37 protein-coding genes are annotated in these 24,377 nt (G+C 41.5%); 35 read left to right on the forward strand and 2 right to left on the reverse strand.

From position 1 onward, the window contains the following. Positions 1 to 25 precede the first annotated feature (25 nt). Positions 26 to 1,306, reverse strand: coding sequence for a glycosyltransferase family protein (locus E0F88_RS24960; RefSeq protein WP_131961011.1), 1,281 nt, complete (start codon positions 1,304 to 1,306; stop codon positions 26 to 28). 272 nt (positions 1,307 to 1,578) lie between these two features. Between E0F88_RS24960 and rpsL the strand changes: the two genes are divergently transcribed. The 34 genes from rpsL (at position 1,579) to carA (ending at position 22,205) form a co-directional block, all read left to right on the forward strand. Beyond that, the gene (gene rpsL / locus E0F88_RS24965) at positions 1,579 to 1,992 is read left to right on the forward strand and encodes a 30S ribosomal protein S12 (protein ID WP_026631225.1); all 414 of its coding nucleotides are present in this window, start codon (positions 1,579 to 1,581) and stop codon (positions 1,990 to 1,992) included. 117 nt (positions 1,993 to 2,109) lie between these two features. Then, positions 2,110 to 2,577: a 30S ribosomal protein S7 gene (gene rpsG, locus E0F88_RS24970; protein WP_131961012.1), complete on the forward strand. Its 468-nt coding sequence runs from the start codon at positions 2,110 to 2,112 to the stop codon at positions 2,575 to 2,577. 300 nt (positions 2,578 to 2,877) lie between these two features. Next, complete coding sequence (gene fusA, locus E0F88_RS24975; RefSeq protein ID WP_131961013.1) at positions 2,878 to 4,998, forward strand: elongation factor G; 2,121 nt, start codon at positions 2,878 to 2,880, stop codon at positions 4,996 to 4,998. A gap of 143 nt (positions 4,999 to 5,141) precedes the next feature. Beyond that, positions 5,142 to 5,447, forward strand: coding sequence for a 30S ribosomal protein S10 (gene rpsJ / locus E0F88_RS24980; RefSeq protein ID WP_015813787.1), 306 nt, complete (start codon positions 5,142 to 5,144; stop codon positions 5,445 to 5,447). 286 nt (positions 5,448 to 5,733) lie between these two features. Then, a complete protein-coding gene (gene rplC / locus E0F88_RS24985; RefSeq protein WP_131961014.1) occupies positions 5,734 to 6,354 on the forward strand; it encodes a 50S ribosomal protein L3 in 621 nt (206 codons plus the stop codon). Between the two features lie 5 nt (positions 6,355 to 6,359). Then, entirely contained in the window at positions 6,360 to 6,989 is a 630-nt protein-coding gene (gene rplD / locus E0F88_RS24990) for a 50S ribosomal protein L4 (protein ID WP_131961015.1), read from the forward strand. A 2-nt stretch (positions 6,990 to 6,991) separates the two neighbouring features. Continuing rightward, positions 6,992 to 7,279 carry a 50S ribosomal protein L23 gene (rplW, locus tag E0F88_RS24995; RefSeq protein WP_025764313.1) on the forward strand — a complete coding sequence of 96 codons (288 nt, stop codon included), beginning with the start codon at positions 6,992 to 6,994 and terminating at the stop codon, positions 7,277 to 7,279. 40 nt (positions 7,280 to 7,319) lie between these two features. Beyond that, the gene (gene rplB / locus E0F88_RS25000; RefSeq protein WP_131961016.1) at positions 7,320 to 8,144 is read left to right on the forward strand and encodes a 50S ribosomal protein L2; all 825 of its coding nucleotides are present in this window, start codon (positions 7,320 to 7,322) and stop codon (positions 8,142 to 8,144) included. Positions 8,145 to 8,153: 9 nt separating this feature from the next. Beyond that, positions 8,154 to 8,432 carry a 30S ribosomal protein S19 gene (rpsS, locus tag E0F88_RS25005; RefSeq protein ID WP_115830811.1) on the forward strand — a complete coding sequence of 93 codons (279 nt, stop codon included), beginning with the start codon at positions 8,154 to 8,156 and terminating at the stop codon, positions 8,430 to 8,432. A 51-nt stretch (positions 8,433 to 8,483) separates the two neighbouring features. Further along, positions 8,484 to 8,873: a 50S ribosomal protein L22 gene (gene rplV / locus E0F88_RS25010; RefSeq protein WP_131961017.1), complete on the forward strand. Its 390-nt coding sequence runs from the start codon at positions 8,484 to 8,486 to the stop codon at positions 8,871 to 8,873. 19 nt (positions 8,874 to 8,892) lie between these two features. Then, positions 8,893 to 9,729: a 30S ribosomal protein S3 gene (gene rpsC, locus E0F88_RS25015; protein WP_131961018.1), complete on the forward strand. Its 837-nt coding sequence runs from the start codon at positions 8,893 to 8,895 to the stop codon at positions 9,727 to 9,729. A gap of 46 nt (positions 9,730 to 9,775) precedes the next feature. Next, positions 9,776 to 10,201 carry a 50S ribosomal protein L16 gene (rplP, locus tag E0F88_RS25020; RefSeq protein WP_131961019.1) on the forward strand — a complete coding sequence of 142 codons (426 nt, stop codon included), beginning with the start codon at positions 9,776 to 9,778 and terminating at the stop codon, positions 10,199 to 10,201. A 44-nt stretch (positions 10,202 to 10,245) separates the two neighbouring features. Beyond that, complete coding sequence (gene rpmC / locus E0F88_RS25025) at positions 10,246 to 10,440, forward strand: 50S ribosomal protein L29 (RefSeq protein ID WP_131961020.1); 195 nt, start codon at positions 10,246 to 10,248, stop codon at positions 10,438 to 10,440. Between the two features lie 14 nt (positions 10,441 to 10,454). Further along, positions 10,455 to 10,718, forward strand: coding sequence for a 30S ribosomal protein S17 (gene rpsQ / locus E0F88_RS25030; protein ID WP_131961021.1), 264 nt, complete (start codon positions 10,455 to 10,457; stop codon positions 10,716 to 10,718). Between the two features lie 3 nt (positions 10,719 to 10,721). Beyond that, positions 10,722 to 11,090 carry a 50S ribosomal protein L14 gene (gene rplN, locus E0F88_RS25035; RefSeq protein WP_026631237.1) on the forward strand — a complete coding sequence of 123 codons (369 nt, stop codon included), beginning with the start codon at positions 10,722 to 10,724 and terminating at the stop codon, positions 11,088 to 11,090. 48 nt (positions 11,091 to 11,138) lie between these two features. Further along, entirely contained in the window at positions 11,139 to 11,480 is a 342-nt protein-coding gene (gene rplX, locus E0F88_RS25040) for a 50S ribosomal protein L24 (protein ID WP_131961022.1), read from the forward strand. Between the two features lie 74 nt (positions 11,481 to 11,554). Further along, a complete protein-coding gene (gene rplE / locus E0F88_RS25045) occupies positions 11,555 to 12,115 on the forward strand; it encodes a 50S ribosomal protein L5 (RefSeq protein ID WP_131961023.1) in 561 nt (186 codons plus the stop codon). Between the two features lie 27 nt (positions 12,116 to 12,142). Then, a complete protein-coding gene (gene rpsN, locus E0F88_RS25050; protein WP_131961024.1) occupies positions 12,143 to 12,412 on the forward strand; it encodes a 30S ribosomal protein S14 in 270 nt (89 codons plus the stop codon). Positions 12,413 to 12,489: 77 nt separating this feature from the next. Further along, a complete protein-coding gene (gene rpsH / locus E0F88_RS25055) occupies positions 12,490 to 12,888 on the forward strand; it encodes a 30S ribosomal protein S8 (RefSeq protein WP_131961025.1) in 399 nt (132 codons plus the stop codon). A gap of 21 nt (positions 12,889 to 12,909) precedes the next feature. Further along, positions 12,910 to 13,467 carry a 50S ribosomal protein L6 gene (gene rplF, locus E0F88_RS25060; RefSeq protein ID WP_131961026.1) on the forward strand — a complete coding sequence of 186 codons (558 nt, stop codon included), beginning with the start codon at positions 12,910 to 12,912 and terminating at the stop codon, positions 13,465 to 13,467. A 47-nt stretch (positions 13,468 to 13,514) separates the two neighbouring features. Next, complete coding sequence (rplR, locus tag E0F88_RS25065) at positions 13,515 to 13,868, forward strand: 50S ribosomal protein L18 (RefSeq protein WP_131961027.1); 354 nt, start codon at positions 13,515 to 13,517, stop codon at positions 13,866 to 13,868. 14 nt (positions 13,869 to 13,882) lie between these two features. Then, entirely contained in the window at positions 13,883 to 14,398 is a 516-nt protein-coding gene (gene rpsE / locus E0F88_RS25070) for a 30S ribosomal protein S5 (protein ID WP_131961028.1), read from the forward strand. A gap of 36 nt (positions 14,399 to 14,434) precedes the next feature. Continuing rightward, on the forward strand, positions 14,435 to 14,614 hold the full coding sequence (gene rpmD, locus E0F88_RS25075) for a 50S ribosomal protein L30 (protein WP_131961029.1): 180 nt from the start codon (positions 14,435 to 14,437) through the stop codon (positions 14,612 to 14,614). 13 nt (positions 14,615 to 14,627) lie between these two features. After that, positions 14,628 to 15,074: a 50S ribosomal protein L15 gene (gene rplO / locus E0F88_RS25080; protein WP_131961030.1), complete on the forward strand. Its 447-nt coding sequence runs from the start codon at positions 14,628 to 14,630 to the stop codon at positions 15,072 to 15,074. 60 nt (positions 15,075 to 15,134) lie between these two features. Next, positions 15,135 to 16,448: a preprotein translocase subunit SecY gene (gene secY / locus E0F88_RS25085; RefSeq protein WP_131961031.1), complete on the forward strand. Its 1,314-nt coding sequence runs from the start codon at positions 15,135 to 15,137 to the stop codon at positions 16,446 to 16,448. A 9-nt stretch (positions 16,449 to 16,457) separates the two neighbouring features. Further along, a complete protein-coding gene (map, locus tag E0F88_RS25090) occupies positions 16,458 to 17,252 on the forward strand; it encodes a type I methionyl aminopeptidase (RefSeq protein WP_131961032.1) in 795 nt (264 codons plus the stop codon). A gap of 15 nt (positions 17,253 to 17,267) precedes the next feature. After that, complete coding sequence (gene infA, locus E0F88_RS25095) at positions 17,268 to 17,486, forward strand: translation initiation factor IF-1 (RefSeq protein ID WP_015813810.1); 219 nt, start codon at positions 17,268 to 17,270, stop codon at positions 17,484 to 17,486. A gap of 44 nt (positions 17,487 to 17,530) precedes the next feature. After that, positions 17,531 to 17,647 (forward strand): type B 50S ribosomal protein L36, encoded by a 117-nt coding sequence (gene ykgO, locus E0F88_RS25100; RefSeq protein WP_015813811.1) that lies wholly within the window; start codon positions 17,531 to 17,533, stop codon positions 17,645 to 17,647. Positions 17,648 to 17,652: 5 nt separating this feature from the next. Beyond that, on the forward strand, positions 17,653 to 18,030 hold the full coding sequence (gene rpsM / locus E0F88_RS25105; RefSeq protein WP_115830844.1) for a 30S ribosomal protein S13: 378 nt from the start codon (positions 17,653 to 17,655) through the stop codon (positions 18,028 to 18,030). A gap of 43 nt (positions 18,031 to 18,073) precedes the next feature. After that, positions 18,074 to 18,469 (forward strand): 30S ribosomal protein S11, encoded by a 396-nt coding sequence (gene rpsK / locus E0F88_RS25110; protein ID WP_131961033.1) that lies wholly within the window; start codon positions 18,074 to 18,076, stop codon positions 18,467 to 18,469. A gap of 85 nt (positions 18,470 to 18,554) precedes the next feature. Then, a complete protein-coding gene (gene rpsD, locus E0F88_RS25115) occupies positions 18,555 to 19,160 on the forward strand; it encodes a 30S ribosomal protein S4 (protein WP_131961034.1) in 606 nt (201 codons plus the stop codon). Between the two features lie 131 nt (positions 19,161 to 19,291). After that, positions 19,292 to 20,281: a DNA-directed RNA polymerase subunit alpha gene (locus E0F88_RS25120; protein WP_131961035.1), complete on the forward strand. Its 990-nt coding sequence runs from the start codon at positions 19,292 to 19,294 to the stop codon at positions 20,279 to 20,281. Positions 20,282 to 20,352: 71 nt separating this feature from the next. Next, on the forward strand, positions 20,353 to 20,916 hold the full coding sequence (gene rplQ, locus E0F88_RS25125; RefSeq protein WP_131961036.1) for a 50S ribosomal protein L17: 564 nt from the start codon (positions 20,353 to 20,355) through the stop codon (positions 20,914 to 20,916). 185 nt (positions 20,917 to 21,101) lie between these two features. Then, positions 21,102 to 22,205: a glutamine-hydrolyzing carbamoyl-phosphate synthase small subunit gene (gene carA, locus E0F88_RS25130; RefSeq protein WP_131961037.1), complete on the forward strand. Its 1,104-nt coding sequence runs from the start codon at positions 21,102 to 21,104 to the stop codon at positions 22,203 to 22,205. Between the two features lie 41 nt (positions 22,206 to 22,246). Here carA and E0F88_RS25135 read toward each other — a convergent pair whose 3' ends face one another. Further along, positions 22,247 to 22,954, reverse strand: coding sequence for a thioredoxin domain-containing protein (locus tag E0F88_RS25135; RefSeq protein WP_131961038.1), 708 nt, complete (start codon positions 22,952 to 22,954; stop codon positions 22,247 to 22,249). Positions 22,955 to 23,080: 126 nt separating this feature from the next. Here E0F88_RS25135 and eno point away from each other — a divergent pair, with 126 nt between their 5' ends. Further along, positions 23,081 to 24,352 carry a phosphopyruvate hydratase gene (eno, locus tag E0F88_RS25140; protein ID WP_131961039.1) on the forward strand — a complete coding sequence of 424 codons (1,272 nt, stop codon included), beginning with the start codon at positions 23,081 to 23,083 and terminating at the stop codon, positions 24,350 to 24,352. Positions 24,353 to 24,377 lie beyond the last annotated feature (25 nt).

Below are 24,377 nucleotides of genomic sequence, written 5' to 3' on the forward strand. Positions count from 1 at the left end.
GGTGGAAAGCAGGATGAATTGTTAACTAAGCAATGGCCAATTCGTTACCATCGGCATCCTGCCTGGCTGTTTTGTCAAAAACACTGCGAACCATCAAATTTGCGAGGTCTGCAAGAATCCAAATCAGGAGAAGGTTACGGGTATTGAGCAAAGCTACGAACGTAGGGTGAATAGTAACCAGATAAAAATACCAGCCCGGAAAGATGGTTATAGTCAAAATGAGGGCTACAGTAAATTTGATCCTGATTCCCGGATTTAAAAATGGTATGAATGGGAAAAGCCAAATTAAGTATTGAGGAGAAAGTACTTTATTGAAGATCAAAAAAATGAAAATCCACATCGAAAGCGCTCTGATTACGCTGATCTGCTCAATGTAACCTTTGATTTGATTTTCTTTATAAAACACCCAACATTGGAAAACGAATAAAAAAGTAAAAACAACAGGGACAACCAGCTTCAGCATTTCTGCAACCTTTTTCGCCGTTGGCGCATCTATATTCAGAGAGCCAAAGTTTTGTATGATACGAACCGGTATCAAGCCCACCTTATTAGCAAGTAAAAGCAGACCGCCGGGAACACTTTCGATCTGAATGCCCCGAATTTGATGATACCTGAGAAAATCAAAAGCTTCCGTTCCGGTAAAGGGCAGGATGGTGCAGCCCGCAACAGCAAGGAAAAGCAAGGCACCGGATAAGAAAATCAGTCCTCTTTTCAGGTTTCTGTTCAGGATAAAGTAAATTGCTATGGCCGGTCCCATAACAATGGGATAAAGCTTTGCAGCTACAGCTGCCGACAGAGCAATTCCGGAAACAAGTGGTTTTTGAAAGATACTGTAAACAACAATACTTGTCAGCATTGCCGGAAAAGCGTCATATCTGTACAAATAAACCGGTAGTGAAAACAGGCAAATAATTACATAGGTGGAAAGCGTATATATGGTTTTCTGACTGCCGATTTTTGTAAAAAAGATGATAAATCCGGTAGTAATGGCAAAAATGATATTTTGTACTACAAAAAACGCACAATAGCTCTCGAATCCCCCGTGAAATAAATGGTTAACGATTCCTGGTATTATAATCGGGAGAATCGCAAGTGCAGGATATTCAATTCTAAAATCCTTATAGGGAATTTTTCCGCTAAGCATCTGCGTCGCTATGTTGTAATACAGGCTCAGATCACCCTGATGAATTTCATACCGGTTTAATAAATAAAAGACATCGGAGACCAGATATAAAAGTCCGGCAATAATCAAAAGAATTTTAACCACTCGCTGATTGGACTGGAGTAAAGGGGTAGAATTGTTCATAACGTTTCAAATATCAATACTTTAATAGAAGTGCTTTTTGTTAAAGTACGGCAAAAAAGGACTGATTTTGTAATTGAAATAACAGAATTTATTTTAAGGCTATAATCTGATTTTGTACACATTGCCGGGGTTATCCATAATTACCAAGTAAAAAAATGATCAACCTTTTGTAAATCAAGATGAATGTTTTACTTTTGCAGTCCGATTTTTCGGGAAAACTGTTTTCAAAACAATAGACTGGTGCATTAACCAGATCAAAATCAATTTGTTAAATGCCAACTATTTCACAATTAGTCCGTAAGGGTAGAGAGACCATTACATGGAAATCAAAGTCGCCGGCTTTGGATTCCTGCCCTCAGCGTAGGGGTGTGTGTACACGTGTGTACACCACAACGCCGAAAAAACCGAACTCAGCGCTTCGTAAAGTAGCCCGTGTTCGCCTTTCCAACAACAAGGAGGTAAATGCTTACATTCCCGGGGAAGGACACAACTTGCAAGAGCACTCGATCGTATTGATCCGTGGTGGTCGTGTGAAAGATTTACCAGGTGTTCGTTACCACATCATCCGTGGAGCACTGGATACAGCAGGTGTGAATGGCCGTAAACAACGTCGTTCGAAATATGGTGCTAAACGTCCTAAGCCAGGACAGGTTGCAGCAGCACCAACAAAAGGTAAGAAAAAATAAAAAGTAACTCTCTCTGCTTTTATTAAAGAAATATTCTGATAAAAGGGAAGTAATCCGGGAGATGATTCCGGGTGAATAAGTTGCAAAACGAAACCTCGTTAAACATTAAGTACTAAAATGAGAAAGTCCAAACCAAAGAAAAGATACATCCTGCCTGATCCAAAGTTCAGAGATGTGCAGGTTACAAAATTTGTTAATAACCTGATGTACGAAGGCAAGAAAAGCATTGCTTTTACTATTTTTTATGACGCTCTTGAGTTGGTAGAGAAAAAAACCAGCGAAAGTGGTCTTGAAACATGGAAAAAAGCATTGAACAACGTTACGCCATCTGTTGAAGTAAAAAGCCGTCGTGTTGGTGGTGCAACTTTCCAGGTTCCTACAGAAGTTCGTCCTGAGCGCAAGCAGTCGCTGGGTATGAAATGGTTGATTAACTATTCACGTAAGCGTGGAGAAAAAACAATGGTTGACCGTCTTGCTGGCGAAATAATCGCTGCTGCAAAAGGTGAAGGTGCTGCCGTTAAAAAGAAAGATGATACCCACCGTATGGCGGATGCGAACAAAGCATTCTCACACTTCAGGTTCTAGTAAGTATCTTTTGGAAATATATTTAAGGAAGAGGCCAGGCGGTATGTCTGGCCTCTTCTTTGATTTGAAAACTGTGTTTTGCTTTGCGGTAAACAGCTTTTTATAAATTATTTTAAAATACGTTTATACAATGGGACGGATTCTAAAATAATTATTTAAGTATCATTGTTTTTATAATCAACAATTTATACTTTTGCACTCTGAATTTTTGAAGTAGGCGTACTATACGGCTGATTTAAAGTTCTGAAATACTTCAGTTTAGCATTGCACATCGAATAATATAACACATCACCATTTGTCATGGCACGTGATCTAAGATTAACAAGAAACATTGGAATTGCTGCTCACATTGATGCAGGTAAAACGACTACGACTGAGCGTATTCTTTATTACGCAGGGGTTAGCCATAAAATTGGAGAAGTACATGATGGTGCTGCTACAATGGACTGGATGGAGCAGGAGCAGGAGCGTGGTATCACTATTACTTCAGCAGCAACAACCGTTGATTGGAACTACCGTGGTGAAAAATACCATATCAACATCATTGATACACCGGGACACGTTGACTTCACAGTTGAAGTAAACCGTTCTCTTCGTGTATTGGATGGTCTTGTATTCCTTTTTAGCGCAGTTGATGGTGTTGAGCCTCAGTCTGAAACAAACTGGCGTCTGGCCAACAATTACAACGTTGCCCGTATCGGTTTCGTAAATAAAATGGACCGTTCAGGTGCTGACTTTCTTAAAGTTTGTACCCAGGTTAAAGAAATGCTTGGAAGCTACGCTGTACCTCTTCAGTTGCCTATCGGTTCTGAGGATACTTTCAGAGGTGTAGTTGACCTTATCAATTTCCGTGGTATCGAATGGAATGAAGAAGATAAAGGGATGACTTTCAAAGAAGTTCCGATTCCTGAAGATATGCTTGAAGAAGCAACTGAGTGGAGAGAAAAACTTCTTGAAGCTGTTGCTGAGTTCGACGACACTTTGATGGAAAAATATTTTGAAGATCCAACTTCAATTTCAGAGGATGAAATTCTTGCAGCGTTGCGTGCAGCAACGATCAGCATGAAAATCGTTCCTATGGTTTGCGGTTCTTCATTCAAAAATAAAGGTGTTCAAACGATGCTTGATTACGTGATGGCTATTTTGCCGTCACCACAGGATCGTGAAAGCATTATCGGAACTGATCCGCGTACTGGTCTTGAAATTTCACGTCAGCCAACGGATGCAGATCCTTTCTGTGCATTAGCGTTTAAAATTGCAACTGACCCGTATGTAGGACGTCTTTGCTTTATCCGCTCTTACTCAGGATACCTTGATTCCGGTTCTTACATTTTGAACAACCGTTCAGGAAACAAGGAACGTATCTCCCGTATTTTCCAAATGCACGCCAACAAGCAAAATCAGATTGATCGTCTTGAGGCAGGTGACATCGGAGCGGTTGTGGGTTTTAAAGATATCAAAACAGGAGATACACTATCTGACGAAAAGAATCCAATTATTCTTGAGTCAATGGTATTCCCTGAGCCGGTAATTGGCTACGCAATCGAGCCTAAGAAAGCTGCTGACAGCGATAACTTTTCTAAAGCAATTACCAAGCTGATCGAAGAAGATCCTACGTTACAGGTTGAAAGTAACGAAGAAACAGGTCAGACGATCATCAAAGGAATGGGTGAACTTCACCTTGAAATTATCATCGACCGTATGCGTCGTGAGTTCAAAGTGGAAGTAAACCAGGGAGCGCCTCAGGTAGCTTACAAAGAGATTCTTACCAAGAACTTCGAACACCGTGAAGTTTACAAGAAACAAACAGGTGGTCGCGGTAAATTTGCCGATATCGTATTCGAAATCGGACCGAGAGATGATAACGAAGAAGGCAAAGAACCAAAAACAGGTTTACAGTTTGTTAACCAGATTGTAGGTGGTACTATTCCCCGCGAATTTATCGCTCCGATCCAGAAAGGTTTTGAAGCTTCTATGTCAAATGGTGCGCTTGCAGGATATCCTTTGGATTCCATGAGAGTACGTTTGTTCCACGGATCCTTCCACGATGTCGATTCCGATGCGCTATCTTTTGAATTGGCTGCTAAAATCGGTTTTAAAGAAGCTGCACGTCATGCAGGTTCTAAGTTGATGGAACCGGTTATGCACGTAGAAGTTCTTACTCCGGATGAGTACACAGGACCTATCACTGGTGACCTTAACCGTCGTCGTGGTATCATGAGAGGTATGGATTCACGTAATGGTGCACAGGTTATCAAATGTGATGTTCCTCTTTCTGAACTTTTCGGATACGTTACAGATCTTCGTACCATGTCATCAGGACGTGCTACTGCTTCTTTGACATTTGCTTACTACGAGATTGTTCCTAACAACATCGCTGAGCAGGTGATTGAAAAAGCAAAAGGTTTAGTTAAAGCATAAAAAGCTGGTGTGCGTCATTTATGTGACGTACACCTTTTTGTTTATATAATATTAAGCCGGCGAAGTAAATGGTTCTTTCGCAGGCGGATTGTCGAAACGCTGTTTCGTTCAAGTACTCTCAGAACCGGAACTAATAAAAAATCATGAATCAAAAAATTCGTATCAAACTTCGGTCTTTCGACCACAATCTGGTTGATAAGTCAGCTGAAAAGATTGTAAAAGCGGTGAAAGCGACTGGTGCTGTTGTTAGCGGTCCAATTCCTTTGCCAACAAAAACTGAGAAATTCACTGTTTTGCGTTCTCCCCACGTTAACAAAAAATCACGTGAACAATTCCAGCTTTGTACTTACAAACGTTTGGTAGATATTTTCTCTACAAGTGCAAAAACTGTTGATGCACTTATGAAGCTTGAATTACCGAGCGGCGTTGACGTAGAGATCAAAGTATAGTGATTAGGGGCCTGTTTTAAGCCAGGCCAAAAGACATAAGTTGGATGAAGGTCCGTTCACGGAAACCACATCTGAGCTCTAAAAGATCGGACTAGCTGAGGTGTTTTAAACACTGAAATGTCAATCTTTAAAAAATGAGGTCAGATGTTCCATACATCTGACCTTTTTTTGCTGATTATCAGCGAGAAATATGTGAAAACTGCTAGGATTCTAAAATTTGATTTTCTACCTTTGCAGTCCGTTTTAAAGAATAAGGGGTTTTACCTGCTAATTTAAATTAATTTACATGTCTGGTTTAATAGGTAAAAAAATCGGAATGACTAGTTTGTACAACGCTGACGGGCAGGCTCTGGCGTGTACGGTTATCCAAGCTGGTCCTTGTGTTGTTACACAAGTTAGGTCCGAAGAAAAGGATGGTTATAAAGCCATCCAATTAGGTTTTGGCGAGAAGAAAGAAAAAAACTCTTCGCAGCCAATGATTGGTCACTTCAAAAAAGCCAACACAACTCCCAAACAAAAAGTGGTTGAGTTTAAGGAATTTGAAGTGGAACACGAACTTGGAACTTCACTATCAGTACAGGATGTATTTGAAGAAGGTGAATTCATTGATGTAGTTGGCAACGCCAAAGGACGCGGTTTTCAGGGTGTTGTAAAACGCCATGGTTTCGCAGGGGTTGGTGGTCAAACTCACGGTCAGCATAACCGTGCACGTCACCCGGGTTCGATTGGTGCCTGTTCATTCCCATCACGCGTATTTAAAGGCATTCGTATGGGTGGACGCATGGGTAACAATCGTGTAAAGATTCAGAATTTGCGTATTCTGAAAGTGATCCCTGAGCAAAATCTTATAGTAGTAAGTGGCTCGGTACCTGGTTCAAAGAATTCATTTCTAATCCTAGAGAAATAGCACCGATGGAACTGTCCGTATTAAATATAAAAGGAGAAGATACCGGCAAAAAGGTAAGCATGTCAGAAGAAATTTTTGGCATCGAACCGAATACGCATGCGATCTATCTCGACGTAAAGCTTTACCTGGCCAATCAGCGCCAAGGAACGCATAAGTCAAAAGAACGTGCAGAAATTAATCATTCTACACGTAAGATTAAAAAACAAAAGGGTACAGGTGGTGCCCGTGCAGGTAGTATCAAATCTCCTGTATTCGTAGGTGGTGGACGTATTTTTGGTCCAAGACCGCGTGACTACGGTTTTAAAATCAACAAGAAAGTTAAAGCATTGGCTCGTAAGTCGGCTTTATCTGCCAAAGCGAAAGCAGATTCAATTTCAGTTCTTGAAGCATTTTCATTTGATGCACCAAAAACAAAATCGTATCTGAATGTTTTGAACTCACTTGCATTAGTGAATACAAAAACATTATTAATTCTTCCAACGATTGACAGCAATTTATATCTGTCAAGCCGTAACATTCCAAAAGCGAAAGTTACAACGGTGGATGCGGTCAATACCTATGACCTGATGTATGCAGACCGTCTTTTAATAAGTGAATCTGCTCTGTCTATTTTGGAAACCCAATTGAACAAATAATCATGAGTGTACTGAAACGTCCGATTATAACCGAAAAGGTAACGGCTCAGGGTGGTCAAGGAAAATATGCCTTTGAAGTATCCCTTACTTCAAACAAAGTTGAGATCAAAAAGGCTATTGAAAAACTGTTTGGGGTTACCGTAGAAAGCGTTCACACAATGCGCAGCATTGGAAAAAGCAAGTCCCGCACATCGGGAGGTAAATTTGTAAGTGGAAAAACGTCAACTATCAAGAAGGCTATTGTAACAGTAGCAGAAGGCGAGATCATCGATATTTACGGTGAAGCATAAGAATAGTTGATCGACTTAAATCTTTGACGAGTTAATAGCAATGGCAGTTAAAAAATTAAAACCAACAAGTGCTGGTCAACGTTTTCGCTCAGCTCCTACTTTTGAGGAGATAACAACAGCGAAACCGGAAAAGAGTCTCTTAGAAACCGTCAAAAGAACAGGCGGTCGTAATAGCTCTGGACGCCGTACCATGCGACATATAGGTGGTGGTCACAAGCGGAAATACCGCGTAATAGATTTCAAAAGAAATCGTTTCGACGCACCAGCCACAGTTCTTACAATTGAGTACGATCCAAACCGCTCTGCACGTATCGCTCTGGTACAATATGCAGATGACGAAAAAAGATACGTAATCGCACCGAACGGCCTGAAAGTAGGACAGGTTATCGTCTCAGGTAATTCAGTAGCACCGGAAGTAGGGAATGCTCTTCCTTTGGGTTCTATGCCAATCGGTACAATCGTTCATAATGTTGAGCTTACTCCTGGTAAAGGCGGACAGTTCGCACGAAGTGCAGGTGCTTACGCCCAGTTAGTAGCACGTGAAGGTAAGTATGCAGTTTTAAAAATGCCATCAGGCGAAATGCGTATGATACTTTCAACTTGTATCGCAACGGTTGGAACAGTTTCCAATTCAAGTCACATGAATGTGAGCTACGGTAAAGCAGGCCGTAAACGTTGGTTAGGTCGTCGTCCCCGCGTTCGTGGTGTGGCAATGAACCCAGTCGATCACCCAATGGGTGGTGGTGAAGGCCGCTCATCAGGTGGACAGCCTCGTTCACGTAACGGACAGTTCTCAAAAGGACTTAAGACTCGTGACCGCAACAAGCATTCTGAGAAATTGATTATCAGCCGTCGTAAAAAATAATAGAATAACATGGCACGCTCATTAAAAAAAGGACCATACATAGACTTTCGTCTGGAGAACAAAGTTACGGTGATGAACAGCGCAGCTCGTAAGTCTGTTATCAAAACCTGGTCTCGTCGCTCAATGATTTCGCCTGATTTTATCGGGCATACATTTGCGGTTCATAACGGAAACAAGTTTATTCCGGTTTATGTAACTGAGAACATGGTAGGTCACAAACTGGGAGAATTTTCGCCAACGCGTAACTTCCGTGGTCACACTGCAAAAAAAGATAAAGGTAGAAAATAATTAGTCGACGATAGCTGGTCTGGTAACAGACGAGCCTATATCTGAAAGAACATGGAAGCAAGAGCTATATTAAGGAATGTGCCTACTTCTCCTCGCAAGATGAGATTAGTAGCCGACATGATTCGCGGACAAAAGGTCAGCAAAGCGTTGGCGCTTTTAAAGTTTCAACCACAGGCTGCTTCACCAGTTTTGCATAAAGTTTTACTTTCTGCGGTGGCCAACTGGCAACAACTGAATGAAGATACAAAGCTGGAAGACGCTGATCTTATTGTTAAAACCGTATTTATCGACGGTGGACGTATGTTGAAGCGTTTGCGCCCTGCACCGCAAGGAAGAGCACACAGAATTCGCAAGCGTTCGAACCACATCACAATTGTGATTGACGACGCAGCGGTTTCTATCGCAAGCGCAGATAAACAAGCAGTAATCACCGAATCATAAGTAAAACGATCTATATCGAATGGGACAAAAGGTTAATCCTATAGGTCTGAGACTGGGAATTGTTAGAGGATGGGAGTCAAGTTGGTACGGGGGAAAGGACTTTTCTGACAAACTTGTTGAAGACGAAAAAATTCGTAACTATATTAAGGCACGTATCCCTAAGGGATCGATTTCCAAAGTAGTTATTGAGCGCACTCTGAAACGCATCACACTTACTATACACACGGCTCGTCCGGGTATCGTAATCGGTAAAGGTGGTAGCGAGGTTGATAAAATCAAAGAAGAGCTTAAAAAGATTACAGGTAAAGATGTTCAGATTAACATCTACGAAATCAAACGTCCTGAAATCGATGCTAAACTGGTAGGCGAAGCAATCGCACAGCAATTGCAGGCTCGTATCTCTTACCGTCGTGCAATGAAGCAGTCTATCGCTTCGGCAATGCGTGTGGGAACACAGGGAATCAAAATTCGTTTGGCAGGTCGTTTGGGCGGAGCTGAAATGGCACGTACAGAAGAATACAAAGAAGGACGTATCCCTTTGCATACTTTGAGAGCTGATATTGACTATGCAATCTCTGAAGCACAAACTATCTACGGTAAAATAGGTATTAAAGTGTGGATTTTTAAAGGAGAATTGTACGGTAAACGTGATCTGACTCCAAGTGCGGCAACTGCTGCTTCCGACAGAGCTGAAAGAAGCACAGGCGGAAACGACCGTGGCGGTAATGATCGTGGCGGAAGAGACAGAAGAGGCCCTCGTGGCGGAAATGAAGGCGGTGGAGCTCCACGTGCTGACGGTGCAGGCGGCGGAAGCGAAGCTGATCGTCGTAAGAGAAATAAAAATAAGAAGAAGTAATCCGACATTTTCCGGTTTTTTAAATCGGTTCAAATAGATTAGAATCATGTTACAGCCGAAAAGAACAAAATTTCGCAAGCAACAAAAAAACAAGGGAGCAGAAAAAGGTCTGGCCACTCGTGGTCATGAAATCGCTTTCGGATCCTTTGCAATTAAGTCGCTTGAACCAGGCTGGCTAACAGCACGTCAAATTGAAGCAGCGCGTATTTCAGTGACGCGGGCTATGAAACGTGAAGGCCAGGTTTGGATTCGTGTTTTCCCTGACAAACCTATTACCAAAAAACCTGCAGAGGTTCGTATGGGTAAAGGTAAGGGTGCTCCTGAGTACTGGGTAGCTCCTGTTAAGCCAGGAACGATCATTTTCGAAGCAACCGGTGTTGCACTCGAAACTGCTAATGAAGCATTGCGTTTGGCTGCTCAAAAGTTGCCAATCAAAACAAAGTTCGTGGTACGTCGGGATTATCAGGAATAGGACCAACCCCGAACGTATCTAAGAACCGCTAATTATCAAAAGCAATGACTAGTAAAGAAATAAAAGATCTGTCGCAGGATCAGCTCAAAGAGCAGATCGCCCAGGAGAGAGAGCGCTTACTACGGTTGAAATTTGCTCACGCAATTTCTCCTATCGAGAACCCTTTGCGTATTCGCGCCTCACGTAAAGAAGTAGCTAGACTCTTAACCGAGCTGTCGGTTAAAGGAAACCAACAGTAAATCAGTTAGAAATTATGGAGGCAACAGAAAGAAACTTACGGAAAGAAAGAGTAGGTAAAGTAGTGAGCAACAAGATGGACAAGTCTTGTGTAATCACTGTTGAACGTAAAGTTAAGCACCCGATGTACGGTAAGTTTATGACCAAAACTACCAAATTGATGGTGCATGACGAAAGTAACCAGGTTGGTATCGGTGATACGATCAAAGTTATGGAAACCCGTCCGCTTAGTAAGAATAAGCGTTGGAGATTAGTAGAAATCCTTGAAAAAGCTAAGTAACAAATGGTACAGCAAGAATCAAGACTGTCGGTAGCAGACAACAGTGGAGCGAAGGAAGTACTCGTAATTCGTGTACTTGGCGGAACTGGCAAACGCTATGCCTCAGTAGGCGATAAGATCGTCGTAACAGTAAAATCTGCTCTTTCTTCGAGCAATATGAAAAAAGGAACGGTATCCAAAGCCGTTGTTGTACGGACTAAAAAGGAAGTACGACGCAAGGATGGTACATACATCCGTTTTGAAGATAATGCAGCGGTTTTATTGAACAACAATGATGAACCACGCGGTACACGTATCTTCGGCCCTGTAGCAAGGGAATTGCGCGAAAAGCAGTTTATGAAGATCGTATCACTGGCACCTGAAGTGTTGTAAGAAATCAGAATTAAAGTATTTCTTTAAACCGATAAGAGAATATCTCAAATGGAAAGTAAAAATAAAAAAGCACCTGCAAAATTACACATCCGTAAAGGCGATACCGTTAAGGTTATTTCCGGAAACGCGAAAGGTGAAACAGGTGTTATCAAAAAAGTGCTTATTGAAAAATCAAGAGCTACTGTGGAAGGTGTCAATCTGATCACCAAACATGTGAAACCAAATGCACAAAATCCACAGGGAAGCATTGAGAAGCTTGAAGGAACTATCCACATCAGCAATTTGAAAGTGGTAGATCCTAAAACCGGGGAGCCAACCCGCACAGGCCGTAAAGCAGACGACAAAGGAAAATTACAGCGTTTCTCTAAAAAGACAGGAGAGTTTTTATAAGACTCCCTTTCAGGAAAGCTGACAGATAATAAATAAGCGAGTGGGTCGGCAATCCACAATAACTATCTAAAACGATGGCACAGCCAAGATTAAAAGAAAAGTACGTAAGCGAAATAGTTTCGCAGCTGAAAGACAAGTTTCAGTATAAGTCAGTGATGCAGGTTCCGCGTCTGACTAAAATTGTAATCAACAAAGGTATTGGTGCAGCAGTTGCTGACAAAAAACTGGTTGATGTAGGTGTTGAAGAACTTACTACGATAACAGGACAAAAGGCAATCGCTACGATTTCCAAAAAAGCTGTTTCGAACTTTAAGTTACGCGAAAACATGCCGATCGGAGCGAAAGTTACTTTACGCGGCGATCGTATGTATGAGTTCCTGGATCGTCTGACTGCAATCGCAATGCCTCGTGTACGTGATTTCAAAGGTATCAGCGACAAAGGTTTCGACGGACGTGGTAACTACACATTCGGTGTTAAGGAGCAGATTATCTTCCCTGAAATCTCTATCGAAAAGGTAAGCAAGATCACAGGTATGGATATTACGTTTGTTACTTCAACCAATTCTGACGAAGAAAGTTATGAATTGCTGAAAGCACTCGGAATGCCTTTCACTAATGCGAACAAACAAGGATAATTCTTAAGAGTAAGATATTTACCGACAATGGCAAAAGAATCAGTAAAAGCACGGGAAAGAAAAAGACAAGCACTGGTAGCTCGTTATGCTGAAAAGCGTAAAACATTGAAAGCTGCTGAGGATTGGGTTGGTCTTGATAAATTACCACGTAACTCTTCACCTGTACGTCTGCACAATCGTTGCAAAATCACAGGAAGACCCCGCGGGTATATGCGTAAATTCGGAATTTCAAGAGTTCTGTTCCGGGATATGGCTTCAGAAGGCAAAATTCCGGGTGTTACAAAATCAAGTTGGTAAGAATACTTTCAATTCTGATTTCAATTACTTAACTTTGCACTCCCGTTTAAAAGGGGTGTACAAAACCAGGCATAAAAATGTTAACGGATCCAATAGCAGATTATCTAACCAGACTCAGAAACGCCATTAAAGCGAAGCACAGAGTTGTAGAGATACCTGCGTCCAACATAAAAAAAGAAATAACCAAGGTACTTTTTGATAAAGGGTATATCCAGAGTTATAAATTTGACGAAATCGGGCCTCAGGGTATAATCAAGATAGCCTTGAAATACAATGCTGTGACTAAGCAATCTGCAATTGTGAAATTGGAGAGAGTTAGTAAGCCTGGACTACGTAAATATTCAGGTTCATCAACACTTCCGCGTGTTTTGGGTGGATTAGGAACTGTAATCATCTCAACTTCTAAAGGAGTGATGACTGACAAAGAAGCTAAGACGCTGAACGTAGGTGGAGAAGTGTTATGTTTCGTGTATTAATATTTTAAAGTTATTCAGGAAATGTCACGTATAGGAAATAAAATTATTGTTTTACCGGCAGGTGTCTCTGTATCAGTTGCAGATGACAATGTTGTATCGGTGAAAGGTCCGAAGGGAACACTTACTCAGTCTGTAGACACTGACATGATTGTCGAGGTTGAAGGAAACGAGGTAAAAGTAAAGCGCCCTACCGAACAGAAACGTCACAAAGCATTACATGGTTTGTATCGTTCATTGATCAATAACATGATCATCGGTGTAGATGCCGGATATAAGAAGGAATTGGAAATCATAGGTGTTGGTTACAAAGCAACTGCAACTAACAATGTGCTTGAATTGCAGCTAGGATACTCCCATAATATCTTTATGGCTATTCCTGAGGAAATTAAGCTTACAACTACTTCTGAAAAAGGCCAGAATCCGAAAGTAATTTTGGAAGGTATTGACAAAGAGTTGATAGGTTCTGTTGCTGCGAAAATCAAGTCGTTGCGTAAAGTTGAGCCATACAAAGGTAAAGGTATACGTTTTGTTGGAGAAATAGTACGTCGTAAAGCTGGTAAGTCTGCCTCTAAGAAGTAGTGCGTAGCCACAGGATAATGTTATAAACAAGTTAGATAAGATTAAAAATGGCTATCGGAAAAGTAGATAGGAGACAACGCCTTAAATACCACATTCGTAAGAAAGTGAAAGGCAGTTCTGAACGTCCGAGATTATCGGTTTTTCGTTCAAACACCAGTATTTACGCGCAAATAATAGATGATATAAGTGGTGTGACTCTTGCGAGTGCATCATCCGTAGATCTGGGAGGCAGAAAAGAGAATTCAAATATCGAAGTAGCTACTCAGGTTGGTAAAAAAATAGCCGAAAAGGCACAGGAAGCAGGTATACAGGCGGTTGTATTTGACCGTAACGGATATTTGTATCACGGTAAAGTTAAAGCATTGGCCGAAGGAGCTCGTGAGGGTGGCCTGAAATTCTAAGAATAACAAAGACTATGTCTACAAATACAAGACCTTCAAAGGTTAACGAATCGGATCTGAAAGAACGCGTAGTAGCGATCAATCGGGTAGCAAAAGTAGTAAAAGGCGGTCGCCGTTTCAGCTTTTCAGCTATTGTTGTAGTAGGTGACGGAAACGGTACCGTAGGCCACGGCCTTGGTAAAGCGAACGAAGTTACTGATGCAATCGCAAAGGGAATTGATGACGCGAAAAAGAACCTGATCCAGATTCCTATGCTGAAACATACTGTTCCTCACGAAATGGAAGGTAAATTCAGCGGTGGATTTGTTCTGATCAAGCCGGCAGCGCCTGGTACAGGTGTACTTGCAGGTGGTCCGATGCGTGCCGTTTTGGAAAGTGCAGGTATCAAGGATGTATTAGCGAAATCAAAAGGTTCTTCTAATCCACACAATGTTATCAAGGCTACAATTGATGCGCTTTTGAAAATGAGAGCTCCTCATCAGATTGCCTTCCAGCGTGGGGTTAAATTGGACAAAGTATTTAACGGATAATCTCCTTAAGAGAGCATCCTCTATCTGATAGTAATCATGTCAAAAGTACGTATTACACAAGTTAAAAGTACAATCGACCGTCCGGAGAAGCAGAAGCTGACGATTAAAGCGTTAGGTCTGGGTAAATTGAACAGGACTGTTGAAAAGGAAAACAGCGAAGCTATTGCGGGAATGATCCGTAAAGTAAGCCATTTGGTTAAAGTTGAAGAAATTTAATATATACGATAGTATGAATCTTAGTTCATTAAAACCGGCTGCTGGCTCCGTTAAAGTTGGAAAGCGAGTTGGACGTGGTCAGGGATCCGGTAAAGGAGGAACTTCTGCACGTGGACATAAAGGTGCTCAATCACGTTCAGGATACAGCCGCAAGGTTGGTTTTGAAGGTGGACAGATGCCCCTTCAGAGACGTTTACCTAAATTCGGATTTAATAACATTAACCGGGTTGAATATAAAGCGTTGAATCTTGATGCGATCCAGAATCTTGCAGAAAAAACCAATGCAACTGTTATTACATTGGATATGATTCGTGAAAACGGTCTTTGTGCAAAAAAGGATCTTGTTAAAATTCTTAACCGTGGTGCAATTACGTCGGCTGTTGAAGTTCAGGCGAATGGGTTCTCTTCATCGGCTATTGAGTCGATCGAAAAGGCGGGAGGAAAAGCAGTTAAGTTATAACACTTGTTTTTCGGTAGAACATTTATTGTTTTTATCGGGTAGCTAATGTAAGCCCATAACATGAAACGATTTTTTGAGACGATAAAACACATATTTTCAATAGAGGAGTTGAGAACACGTATTCTCAACACTCTTTTGTTTATAACGATATTCCGTTTAGGGTCTTATATAGCTTTGCCAGGTGTTGAGCCTGATCAAATGAATGTTTCGACTCAGGGTCTTTTAGGCCTGTTGGATACTTTCCTGGGTGGGGCTTTTAGCAAAGCCTCCATTTTTGCATTAGGTATCATGCCGTATATCTCGGCATCCATTGCAATTCAGCTGTTGACTATGGCGCTGCCATATTTCCAGAAGATGCAAAAGGAGGGAGAATCAGGGCGTAAGAAATTGAACCAGATCACAAGGGTATTGACAATTGTTGTTACACTTGTGCAGGGTACTGCTTATCTGAACACAACAGTGCCTGATGAAGCATTACTTGTTTCACGTAGTTTGTTCTCTATTTCTTCTGTATTTGTTCTTACAGCTGGCACCATGTTTTGCATGTGGCTTGGAGAAAGAATTACAGACAAAGGAATTGGTAACGGGATATCCATGCTGATCATGATCGGTATTGTATCACGTTTTCCGGGAGCTATTTACAAGGAATTTGTATCAAGAGGTAGCGGCGGAATCTTGTTGTTCACAATTGAGATTGTTGCTCTTTACTTCGTCATCATGGGTGCGGTAATGCTTACTCAGGCAGTTCGCAGAATCCCAATTCAGTATGCCAAGCAGGTTGTAGGGAACAGGGTTATGGGCGGTCAGCGCCAGTATCTTCCTTTAAAGCTAAACGCTGCTGGTGTTATGCCAATTATCTTTGCACAGGCTTTGATGTTTATACCATCACTCGGTGCTTCATACTTCGCAGAAAAGAGTGATTTTGCCAGCAATGTTGCAACGATATTTGCTAATTATACAACCTGGCAGTACAACTTACTGTTTGCGTTTTTAATTATAGTTTTCACCTTTTTCTATACGGCGATATCTGTGAATCCACAGCAAATTTCTGATGATATGAAAAGAGGCGGTGGTTTTATCCCAGGTGTTAAGCCAGGTCAGCAAACTTCCGAATATATCAGTTCTATTTTGGATAGAATTACATTTCCAGGGTCGCTTATGTTAGCACTTGTTGCTATCCTTCCTGCCTTTGCAAGTATGTTTGGTGTGTCAACAGACTTTGCTCACTTCTTCGGAGGTACTTCGCTTCTGATTATGGTCGGTGTTGTTTTGGATACATTGCAGCAGGTGGAAAGTTACTTATTAATGCGCAGATACGAAGGGTTGATGAAATCTGGTCGTGTAAAAGGTAGGACAGAGAGTGTTGCTATCTGATAATAGAGAATGATTTATCTGAAAACCGAAGAGGAAATCGACCTCATTAAGATAAGTGCCCAGGTTTTGGGAAAAGCACATGCAGAGGTTGCTCAATGGGTTAAACCAGGAGTAGCTACAAAAAAGCTGGACGTGATAGCTGAGGAGTATATCAGAGATAACGGAGGAATTCCTTCATTTAAGGGCTTCAATAATTTTCCGGCGTCGCTTTGTATCTCTGTTAATGAAGTGGTAGTTCATGGTTTTCCAAGTAACTACATCTTAAAAGACGGCGATATTGTTTCAATTGATTGTGGTGTTAAACTGAACGGCTTTCACAGCGACAGTGCCTACACTTATCCAATCGGTGAAGTATCGAAAGAAGTGATGGATCTGCTAACGGCTACGAAAAGATCTTTGTACTTAGGTATAAATCAGGCAGTAGACGGGCTGAGAATGGGAGATGTTGGAAGTGCGATCCAAAGTTATGTTGAAGGAAAAGGTTACACAGTCGTACGGGAACTTGTAGGACATGGTGTCGGAAGAAGTCTTCACGAAAGTCCGGAAGTACCTAATTATGGTAAAAAGGGCAAGGGGATCAAGTTGAAGGAAGGCATGGTTTTGGCCATTGAACCGATGATTAACCTGGGAACCAAAAGTGTAATGCAGGAGCGTGACGGTTGGACGATCAGAACAAGTGACCGCAAATTTTCAGCTCATTTTGAGCATACCATTGTGGTTCGGAAAGGCAAAGCCGAAATTCTGACGACGTTTGATTATATTGAAAAAGTGACGGCCAACACCAGCCTTATGGTAGAGGCATAGTAATAAACGCTAAGAATGGCAAAACAAGCATCAATCGAACAAGACGGAGTAATCTTAGAGGCACTCTCAAACGCAATGTTTCGTGTGGTATTGGAAAATAAACATGAAGTTATTGCCCACATTTCGGGAAAAATGAGAATGCACTATATTAAAATATTACCGGGCGACCGTGTTAAGTTGGAAATGTCTCCTTACGACTTATCAAAGGCAAGAATTACTTACCGGTACAAATAGTAGGAGAAGACCACCTGAATATTAACAAATAAGTAACATTCGAGATGAAAGTCAAAGCATCAGTTAAGAAACGCAGTGAAGACTGCAAAGTTATACGCCGCAAGGGGAAGGTATACGTAATTAACAAGAAGAACCCACGGTATAAACAAAGACAAGGTTAATCATTATGGCACGTATTTCAGGAGTTGATATCCCCGACCGTAAAAGAGGCGAAATCTCACTAACTTACATCTTCGGAATTGGACGCAGTTCAGCGAAAAAAATTCTGGACAAAGCAGGAGTTGACATCAATAAAAAGGTGATTGACTGGAACGATGAGGAGTCTGGTGCAGTTCGTGCGGTTATCGCAGGAGAATATAAAGTAGAAGGCGCACTTAAGTCTGAAGTTCAATTGAGCATCAAACGTCTTATGGACATTGCTTGTTATCGTGGTCTTCGTCATCGTAAAGGGTTGCCATTGCGTGGACAAAGAACGAAGAATAACTCTCGTACTCGTAAGGGTAAACGCAAAACTATCGCGAACAAGAAAAAGGCTACTAAATAATTAATGGGAAGTGGGTTGAAGCCCATAACTTAGTCCAGAAGCAATGGCACAAAATAAAAGAAAAGATAAAGCTAAAAAGAGAGTAGTTGTAGTAGAGTCGGTGGGTCAGGTACACATCAAGGCTTCTTTCAACAACATCATCATCTCTATTACAAATAACAACGGCCAGGTTATTTCCTGGGGATCCGCCGGTAAAATGGGTTTCCGTGGTTCTAAAAAGAACACTCCTTACGCAGCACAAACTGCGGCTCAAGGTGCAGCGCAAGTTGCATTTGACCTGGGAATGCGTAAGGCAGAGGTTTTTGTTAAAGGACCAGGATCAGGACGTGAGTCTGCGATCCGTACGATTCAGAATGCGGGAATCGAGGTAACCACAATCCGTGACATCACTCCGCTTCCGCACAACGGATGCCGCCCTCCAAAGCGCCGGAGAGTTTAGTACCAAGCAATTATTGCCCATTCGTAATTTGGACACTGGGGTTACAGAATGGTTTATCAAATTTTTCGAAAATAAATAAGTTTTAATGGCACGTTACACAGGTCCCAAATCAAAGATTGCAAGACGTTACGGAGAACCCATCCTGGGCCCGAGCAAAGCGCTTGCTAAGAAAAATTACCCTCCGGGAGTTCACGGAAAGGGTCGCCGCTCTAAAAAATCGGAGTATGCTTTACAATTGATGGAAAAGCAAAAAGTGAAATTCATCTACGGTATTCTAGAAAGACAATTTCGTAATTTATTCGAAAAAGCGTCTGTTAAAGATGGTATCACCGGAGAGAACCTTCTTAAATATTGCGAAGCTCGTCTTGATAACACAGTTTACCGTTTGGGCGTAGCTCCAACAAGGCGTGCTGCACGCCAGTTGGTTTCTCACAAACATATTTTGGTAGATGGTGAGATCGTAAACATTCCATCATATTCTCTACGTCCCGGTCAGGTTGTGACTGTTCGTGAGAAATCAAAATCTCTTGAAGCAATTACAGATAGCCTTGCTGGTCACAGCTCAAAAGGTTTTAGCTGGCTTGAATGGGATGGTCAGCAGCTGACAGGTAAGTTTGTAACTTTCCCAGACCGCGAATCAATTCCGGAAAACATCAACGAGCAACTTATCGTTGAATTGTATTCTAAATAACAATACTTCACTATTACAGGGCACGTCCGGTTTACTGGGCGTGCTTTTAGCCGGAAACGGCATTTTTGCGATCGCAAAGGTAACGGTAGCGTGATCAACTATCATTTACTACTATAAAAGGAGAAAGGACTATGTCAATATTAGCTTTCCAAATGCCTGATAAGGTCGTCATGGAAAAAGCAGACGACTTCCACGGGTTGTTTGAGTTTAAGCCTTTAGAGAAAGGGTACGGCGTAACAATTGGTAATGCGTTACGTAGAATACTTCTTTCCTCTTTGGAAGGTTACGCCATTACGAGTGTGAAGCTACCAGGTGTACTTCACGAATTCTCATCTATCGAAGGTGTCGTTGAGGATGTTACGGAAATCATCCTGAACCTGAAAATGGTTCGTTTTAAAAAAGTTACGGATTTGAGCGAAAGCAGAATCGTGGTAAACCTTAAAAATGTATCTGTAATTACTGCAGGTGACATTGGCAAGTTTACTAGCGCTTTCGAAGTTCTTAATCCGGATCAGGTTATTTGTCATATAGACGACCAGAAAGAATTCGAAATGGAACTCCTTTTGGATAAAGGCAGAGGATACGTTCCTGCTGATGAGCCAAGAGCAAACGAATTGCCTTTTGGATACATCGCGGTGGACTCGATCTACACACCGATTAAAAACGTTAAATACAGCGTTGAAAATACAAGGGTAGAGCAGCGTACGGATTACGAACGTCTGTTGATCGATATTCAAACTGACGGGTCAATTCACCCGGAAGATGCATTGAAAGGTGCAGCGAATATTTTGATTCAGCATTTCATGCTATTCTCGGATCAAACGATGACGTTTGAAAAACAGAAAGCTGAAGAAGATAATCAGGTTGATGAAGAAATGTTGCGCATGAGAAAATTACTCAAAACGTCTCTTTCTGAACTGGATCTTTCAGTACGTGCTTACAACTGTCTTAAATCGGCAGACGTAAAATCACTGGGTGATTTGGTAAGACTTGAAATTTCGGACATGATGAAATTCCGTAACTTCGGTAAGAAGTCTCTGACCGAGTTGGAGCAGCTGGTAGCTGACAAACAACTCGTATTTGGAATGGATGTTGCCAAATATCGTTTGGACGAAGAATAAAATAAATTCCATAATAAGTATGTATTCTGTAGCGCGTTTGACGCAGCTCGAAGCAACTAAACAAAAAAGTAATGAGACACGGAAAAAAAGATAATCACTTAGGAAGAACAGCATCTCACCGCAAGGCAATGCTTTCAAACATGGCTTCTTCTTTGATTATTCACAAGAGAATTGAAACAACTTTGGCCAAGGCAAAAGAACTCAGAAAATATGTTGAGCCTCTTTTAACTCGTGCGAAAGACGATTCTACCCACAACAGACGTATTGTATTTTCTTATCTTAACGACAAGGAATCTACAAAAGAACTTTTCGGAACTGTTTCTGATAAGATCGCTGATCGTCCGGGAGGATACACTCGTATCATTAAATTAGGAACAAGACTTGGTGATGCTGCTGAAGTAGCATTGATCGAACTTGTTGATTTCAATGATGCATTGCTTCTTGCTAATGCTGACAAACCGGCGAAAACTCGTCGTAGCCGTCGCGGTGGTAAGAAAGAAGGCAGCGCAGCACCTGTTGCAGCTTCTGAAGAAAAGCCTAAGGCTGACTTCACACTTGTTGCCGAAGACGAGCAGCCTGAAACACCAAAAACAGAATCAGCAGAATCACCAGAAGGTGAAAAAACTGAGGAATAAGATGGTTTGTTAAAGGACATAATATTAAAGGGGTTAAACGTTTTCGTTTAACCCCTTTTTTTGAACAATATTTACTAATTTTGCACCGCTTTACGCAGATATGAATTTCTGAACAATAATGAGTGTTAGAATTTCGGAAGGTTCAGGAGACAGTTATACAAGTTAAAAATTGATTTTAACCATATATGAATCAAAAAAAAGAGGCTCTATTACTGCTGGAAGACGGAACAGCATACAGAGGATTGGCTTTGGGGATAGACGGTACGACCGGAGGTGAGATTTGTTTCAACACCGGAATGACGGGTTATCAGGAGATTTATACGGATCCTTCGTATTATGGACAGATCATTGTAAATACCACTTCCCACATTGGTAATTACGGGGTTCAGCTTAAAGATGAAGAAGAGTCTGCTTCTGTCAAGATCAAGGGAATGGTTTGTAATACGTTTTCAAATATCTTTTCAAGATATACAGCTGACTTTTCTTTGCAGGAGTATTTTGAAAGAGCTAACATCGTAGGTGTAAGTAATGTTGATACGCGCCATCTTGTACGTCATGTACGCCAGAAAGGGGTAATGAATGCCATTATTTCATCGCAGATCCTGGACGAAACAGAACTTATGGCAGAGCTTCGTAAGATACCTTCCATGGACGGGCTGGAATTGTCTTCAGAGGTAACTACAACAGAAGCCTATTTCGTAGGCGATGAAACAACAAGCCAATGGAAGGTTGCGGTAATGGATTATGGTATCAAGAAAAGTATTCTTAATAACCTTACATCGCGCGGATGTTATTGCAAGGTCTTTCCTGCTAAAACCTCTTTCGATGAAGTGATGGAGTGGAAGCCGGACGGATTCTTTATTTCAAACGGGCCAGGTGATCCTGCTGCAATGACTTATGCAGTGGATAACGTAAACCAGATGGTATTAACCGGCAAACCATTGTTTGGTATCTGTCTGGGACACCAGCTTCTTGCACTTTCAAGTGGTATCAGTACTTATAAAATGCACCACGGTCACAGAGGACTTAATCACCCTGTAAAAAACCTGATTTCAGGATTTTGCGAAGTGACTTCACAAAACCATGGATTTGCCGTAAAACAGGATGAAATCGAGAGCCACCCGGATGTTGAAGTGACTCACATTAATTTGAATGACAAAACTATAGAAGGAATCCGTCGGAAAGATTATCCTGCTTTCTCGGTGCAGTATCACCCGGAAGCGTCTCCGGGACCGCACGATTCGCGCTATTTATTTGACCAGTTCACCGGATTACTTTCCGAAAACTAACATAAAGAAAAACCCTTCGAATCCGGAGGGTTTTTCTTTGCTTATTTACCAAGGCTGCTGTCCAGCATCTTTCTGAATCCGGGTTCTTTAATTAATCCGTTTGTTCGTTTAACCAGCTTCCCGTTTTTGTAAAGGAGAAAAGCGGGTATTTCATCGATTCCAAGTTCCTTCGCCAGCGCTTTATTCTGATCATATTCAATTGTACGGATCGTCACCTTTCCTTTATATTCTTCTGATAATTTATGGACCGTAGGGAGCATTTCCACACATGGAGCGCACCAGGGTGCATAAAAGTCGATTAAAACAATTTCATCTGCACCGATTAACTTCTTAAATCCAGCCATGTCCATGCCCGTAGCCGTTTTAGTCGTGGGTGCATCCGTAATCTTCCCGGCTGAGGTCCATTTTAGATAACCTCCGGTCATGTCGTAAATCTCGCTGAATCCGTTCTCATGCAGGATGTTGGCTGCGGCGGCACTTCTCACACCGCCAAGACAGTACACGAAAACAGGTTTATTTTTATCCAAAGTCTTTATCTTATCCTTGAAAGCCTGATTCTTGTAATCGATATTTTGGGCATTTTTCAAATGGCCATCCTTGTATTCTCCCGGAGTACGGACGTCGATAAGCTGGCCCTGTTTTGTCGCAGCAAGTTTTTTTTCAAAGTCATCCGGATTTAACTTCGTTTGCGCTTTTGTGGCTAAACCGTTAAAAAGTATGAATACAAATAGCAGGATGTTCTTTTTCATGAATTTAATTGACTGGTTGTAATTGTAAATTTACGTTAAAATGAATTGTCGCTTATGGATGACAATTTTTTTGTGTTATTTTGTAGTGTTAATACAATACATTACTAATCAAAACCCAAGCTGCAAATGAGTACGATTCAGTCAGTACATGCAAGACAAATTTTGGATTCAAGGGGAAACCCAACAGTAGAAGTAGATATTCGTACCGAAAATGGTTATTTAGGACGTGCTGCGGTTCCTTCAGGAGCATCCACCGGAAAGCATGAAGCCGTTGAACTCCGTGATGACGATAAAAGTGTATATGTTGGAAAAGGGGTTTTGAAAGCCGTTGAAAATGTAAATGATATCATTTTTCCTGAGTTGATCGGTTGTTCAGTATTTGAACAAAATCTGATTGACAAAATTATGCTGGAATTAGATGGTACTCCTAATAAAAGTAAACTGGGTGCAAATGCTATTTTAGGTGTTTCTCTTGCTGCTGCCAAAGCTGCTGCTCAGGAAGCGAACCTTCCATTGTACCGTTATGTGGGTGGTACAAATGCAAATACGCTACCAGTTCCGATGATGAATATCCTGAACGGAGGAAGTCATGCTGACAACTCAATCGATTTTCAGGAGTTTATGATCCTTCCTGCAAAGGCAGATACTTTTTCTGAATCTTTGAGAATGGGTGTGGAAGTGTTCCATACTTTGAAAACTGTATTGAAAAGCAAGGGTTATTCTACCAACGTTGGTGACGAAGGTGGTTTTGCTCCAAATATTAAATCAAATGAAGAAGCGATCGAAATCGTTATTCAGGCGATCGAAAAAGCAGGTTACAAACCAGGTGAGGATATCTTCATTGCTATGGATGCTGCTGTTTCTGAGTTCTACGAGGATGGTTTCTACCACTTCAAAAAATCAGATGGCCGTAAACTGACTTCTCCTGAAATGGCTGATTACTGGACTCAGTGGGTTGCTAAATACCCGATTATCTCTATTGAAGATGGTATGGACGAAGATGACTGGGCTGGTTGGAAAACACTTACTGAGTCCATTGGTAAAAAATGCCAACTTGTAGGTGATGACTTGTTCGTAACAAACGTAACCCGTTTGCAGCAGGGAATCGAATCGCAGATTGCAAATGCAGTTTTGGTTAAAGTAAACCAAATCGGTACTTTGACAGAGACGATCGACACAGTTAATCTTGCTAAAAGAAACAGCTACAAAACGATCATGTCTCACCGTTCAGGTGAAACTGAGGATTCTACTATTGCTGATCTTGCAGTTGCTTTGAATACAGGACAAATCAAAACGGGTTCTGCTTCACGCTCTGACCGTATGGCGAAATACAACCAGCTTCTTCGTATTGAAGAAGAATTGGGAGAAAGCGCTTACTTCCCGGGATTGAAATTCTAAGAAATAAATAACTAAAACCGGGGCT

Source organism: Dyadobacter psychrotolerans (assembly GCF_004349265.1).
Classification (GTDB): domain Bacteria; phylum Bacteroidota; class Bacteroidia; order Cytophagales; family Spirosomataceae; genus Dyadobacter; species Dyadobacter psychrotolerans.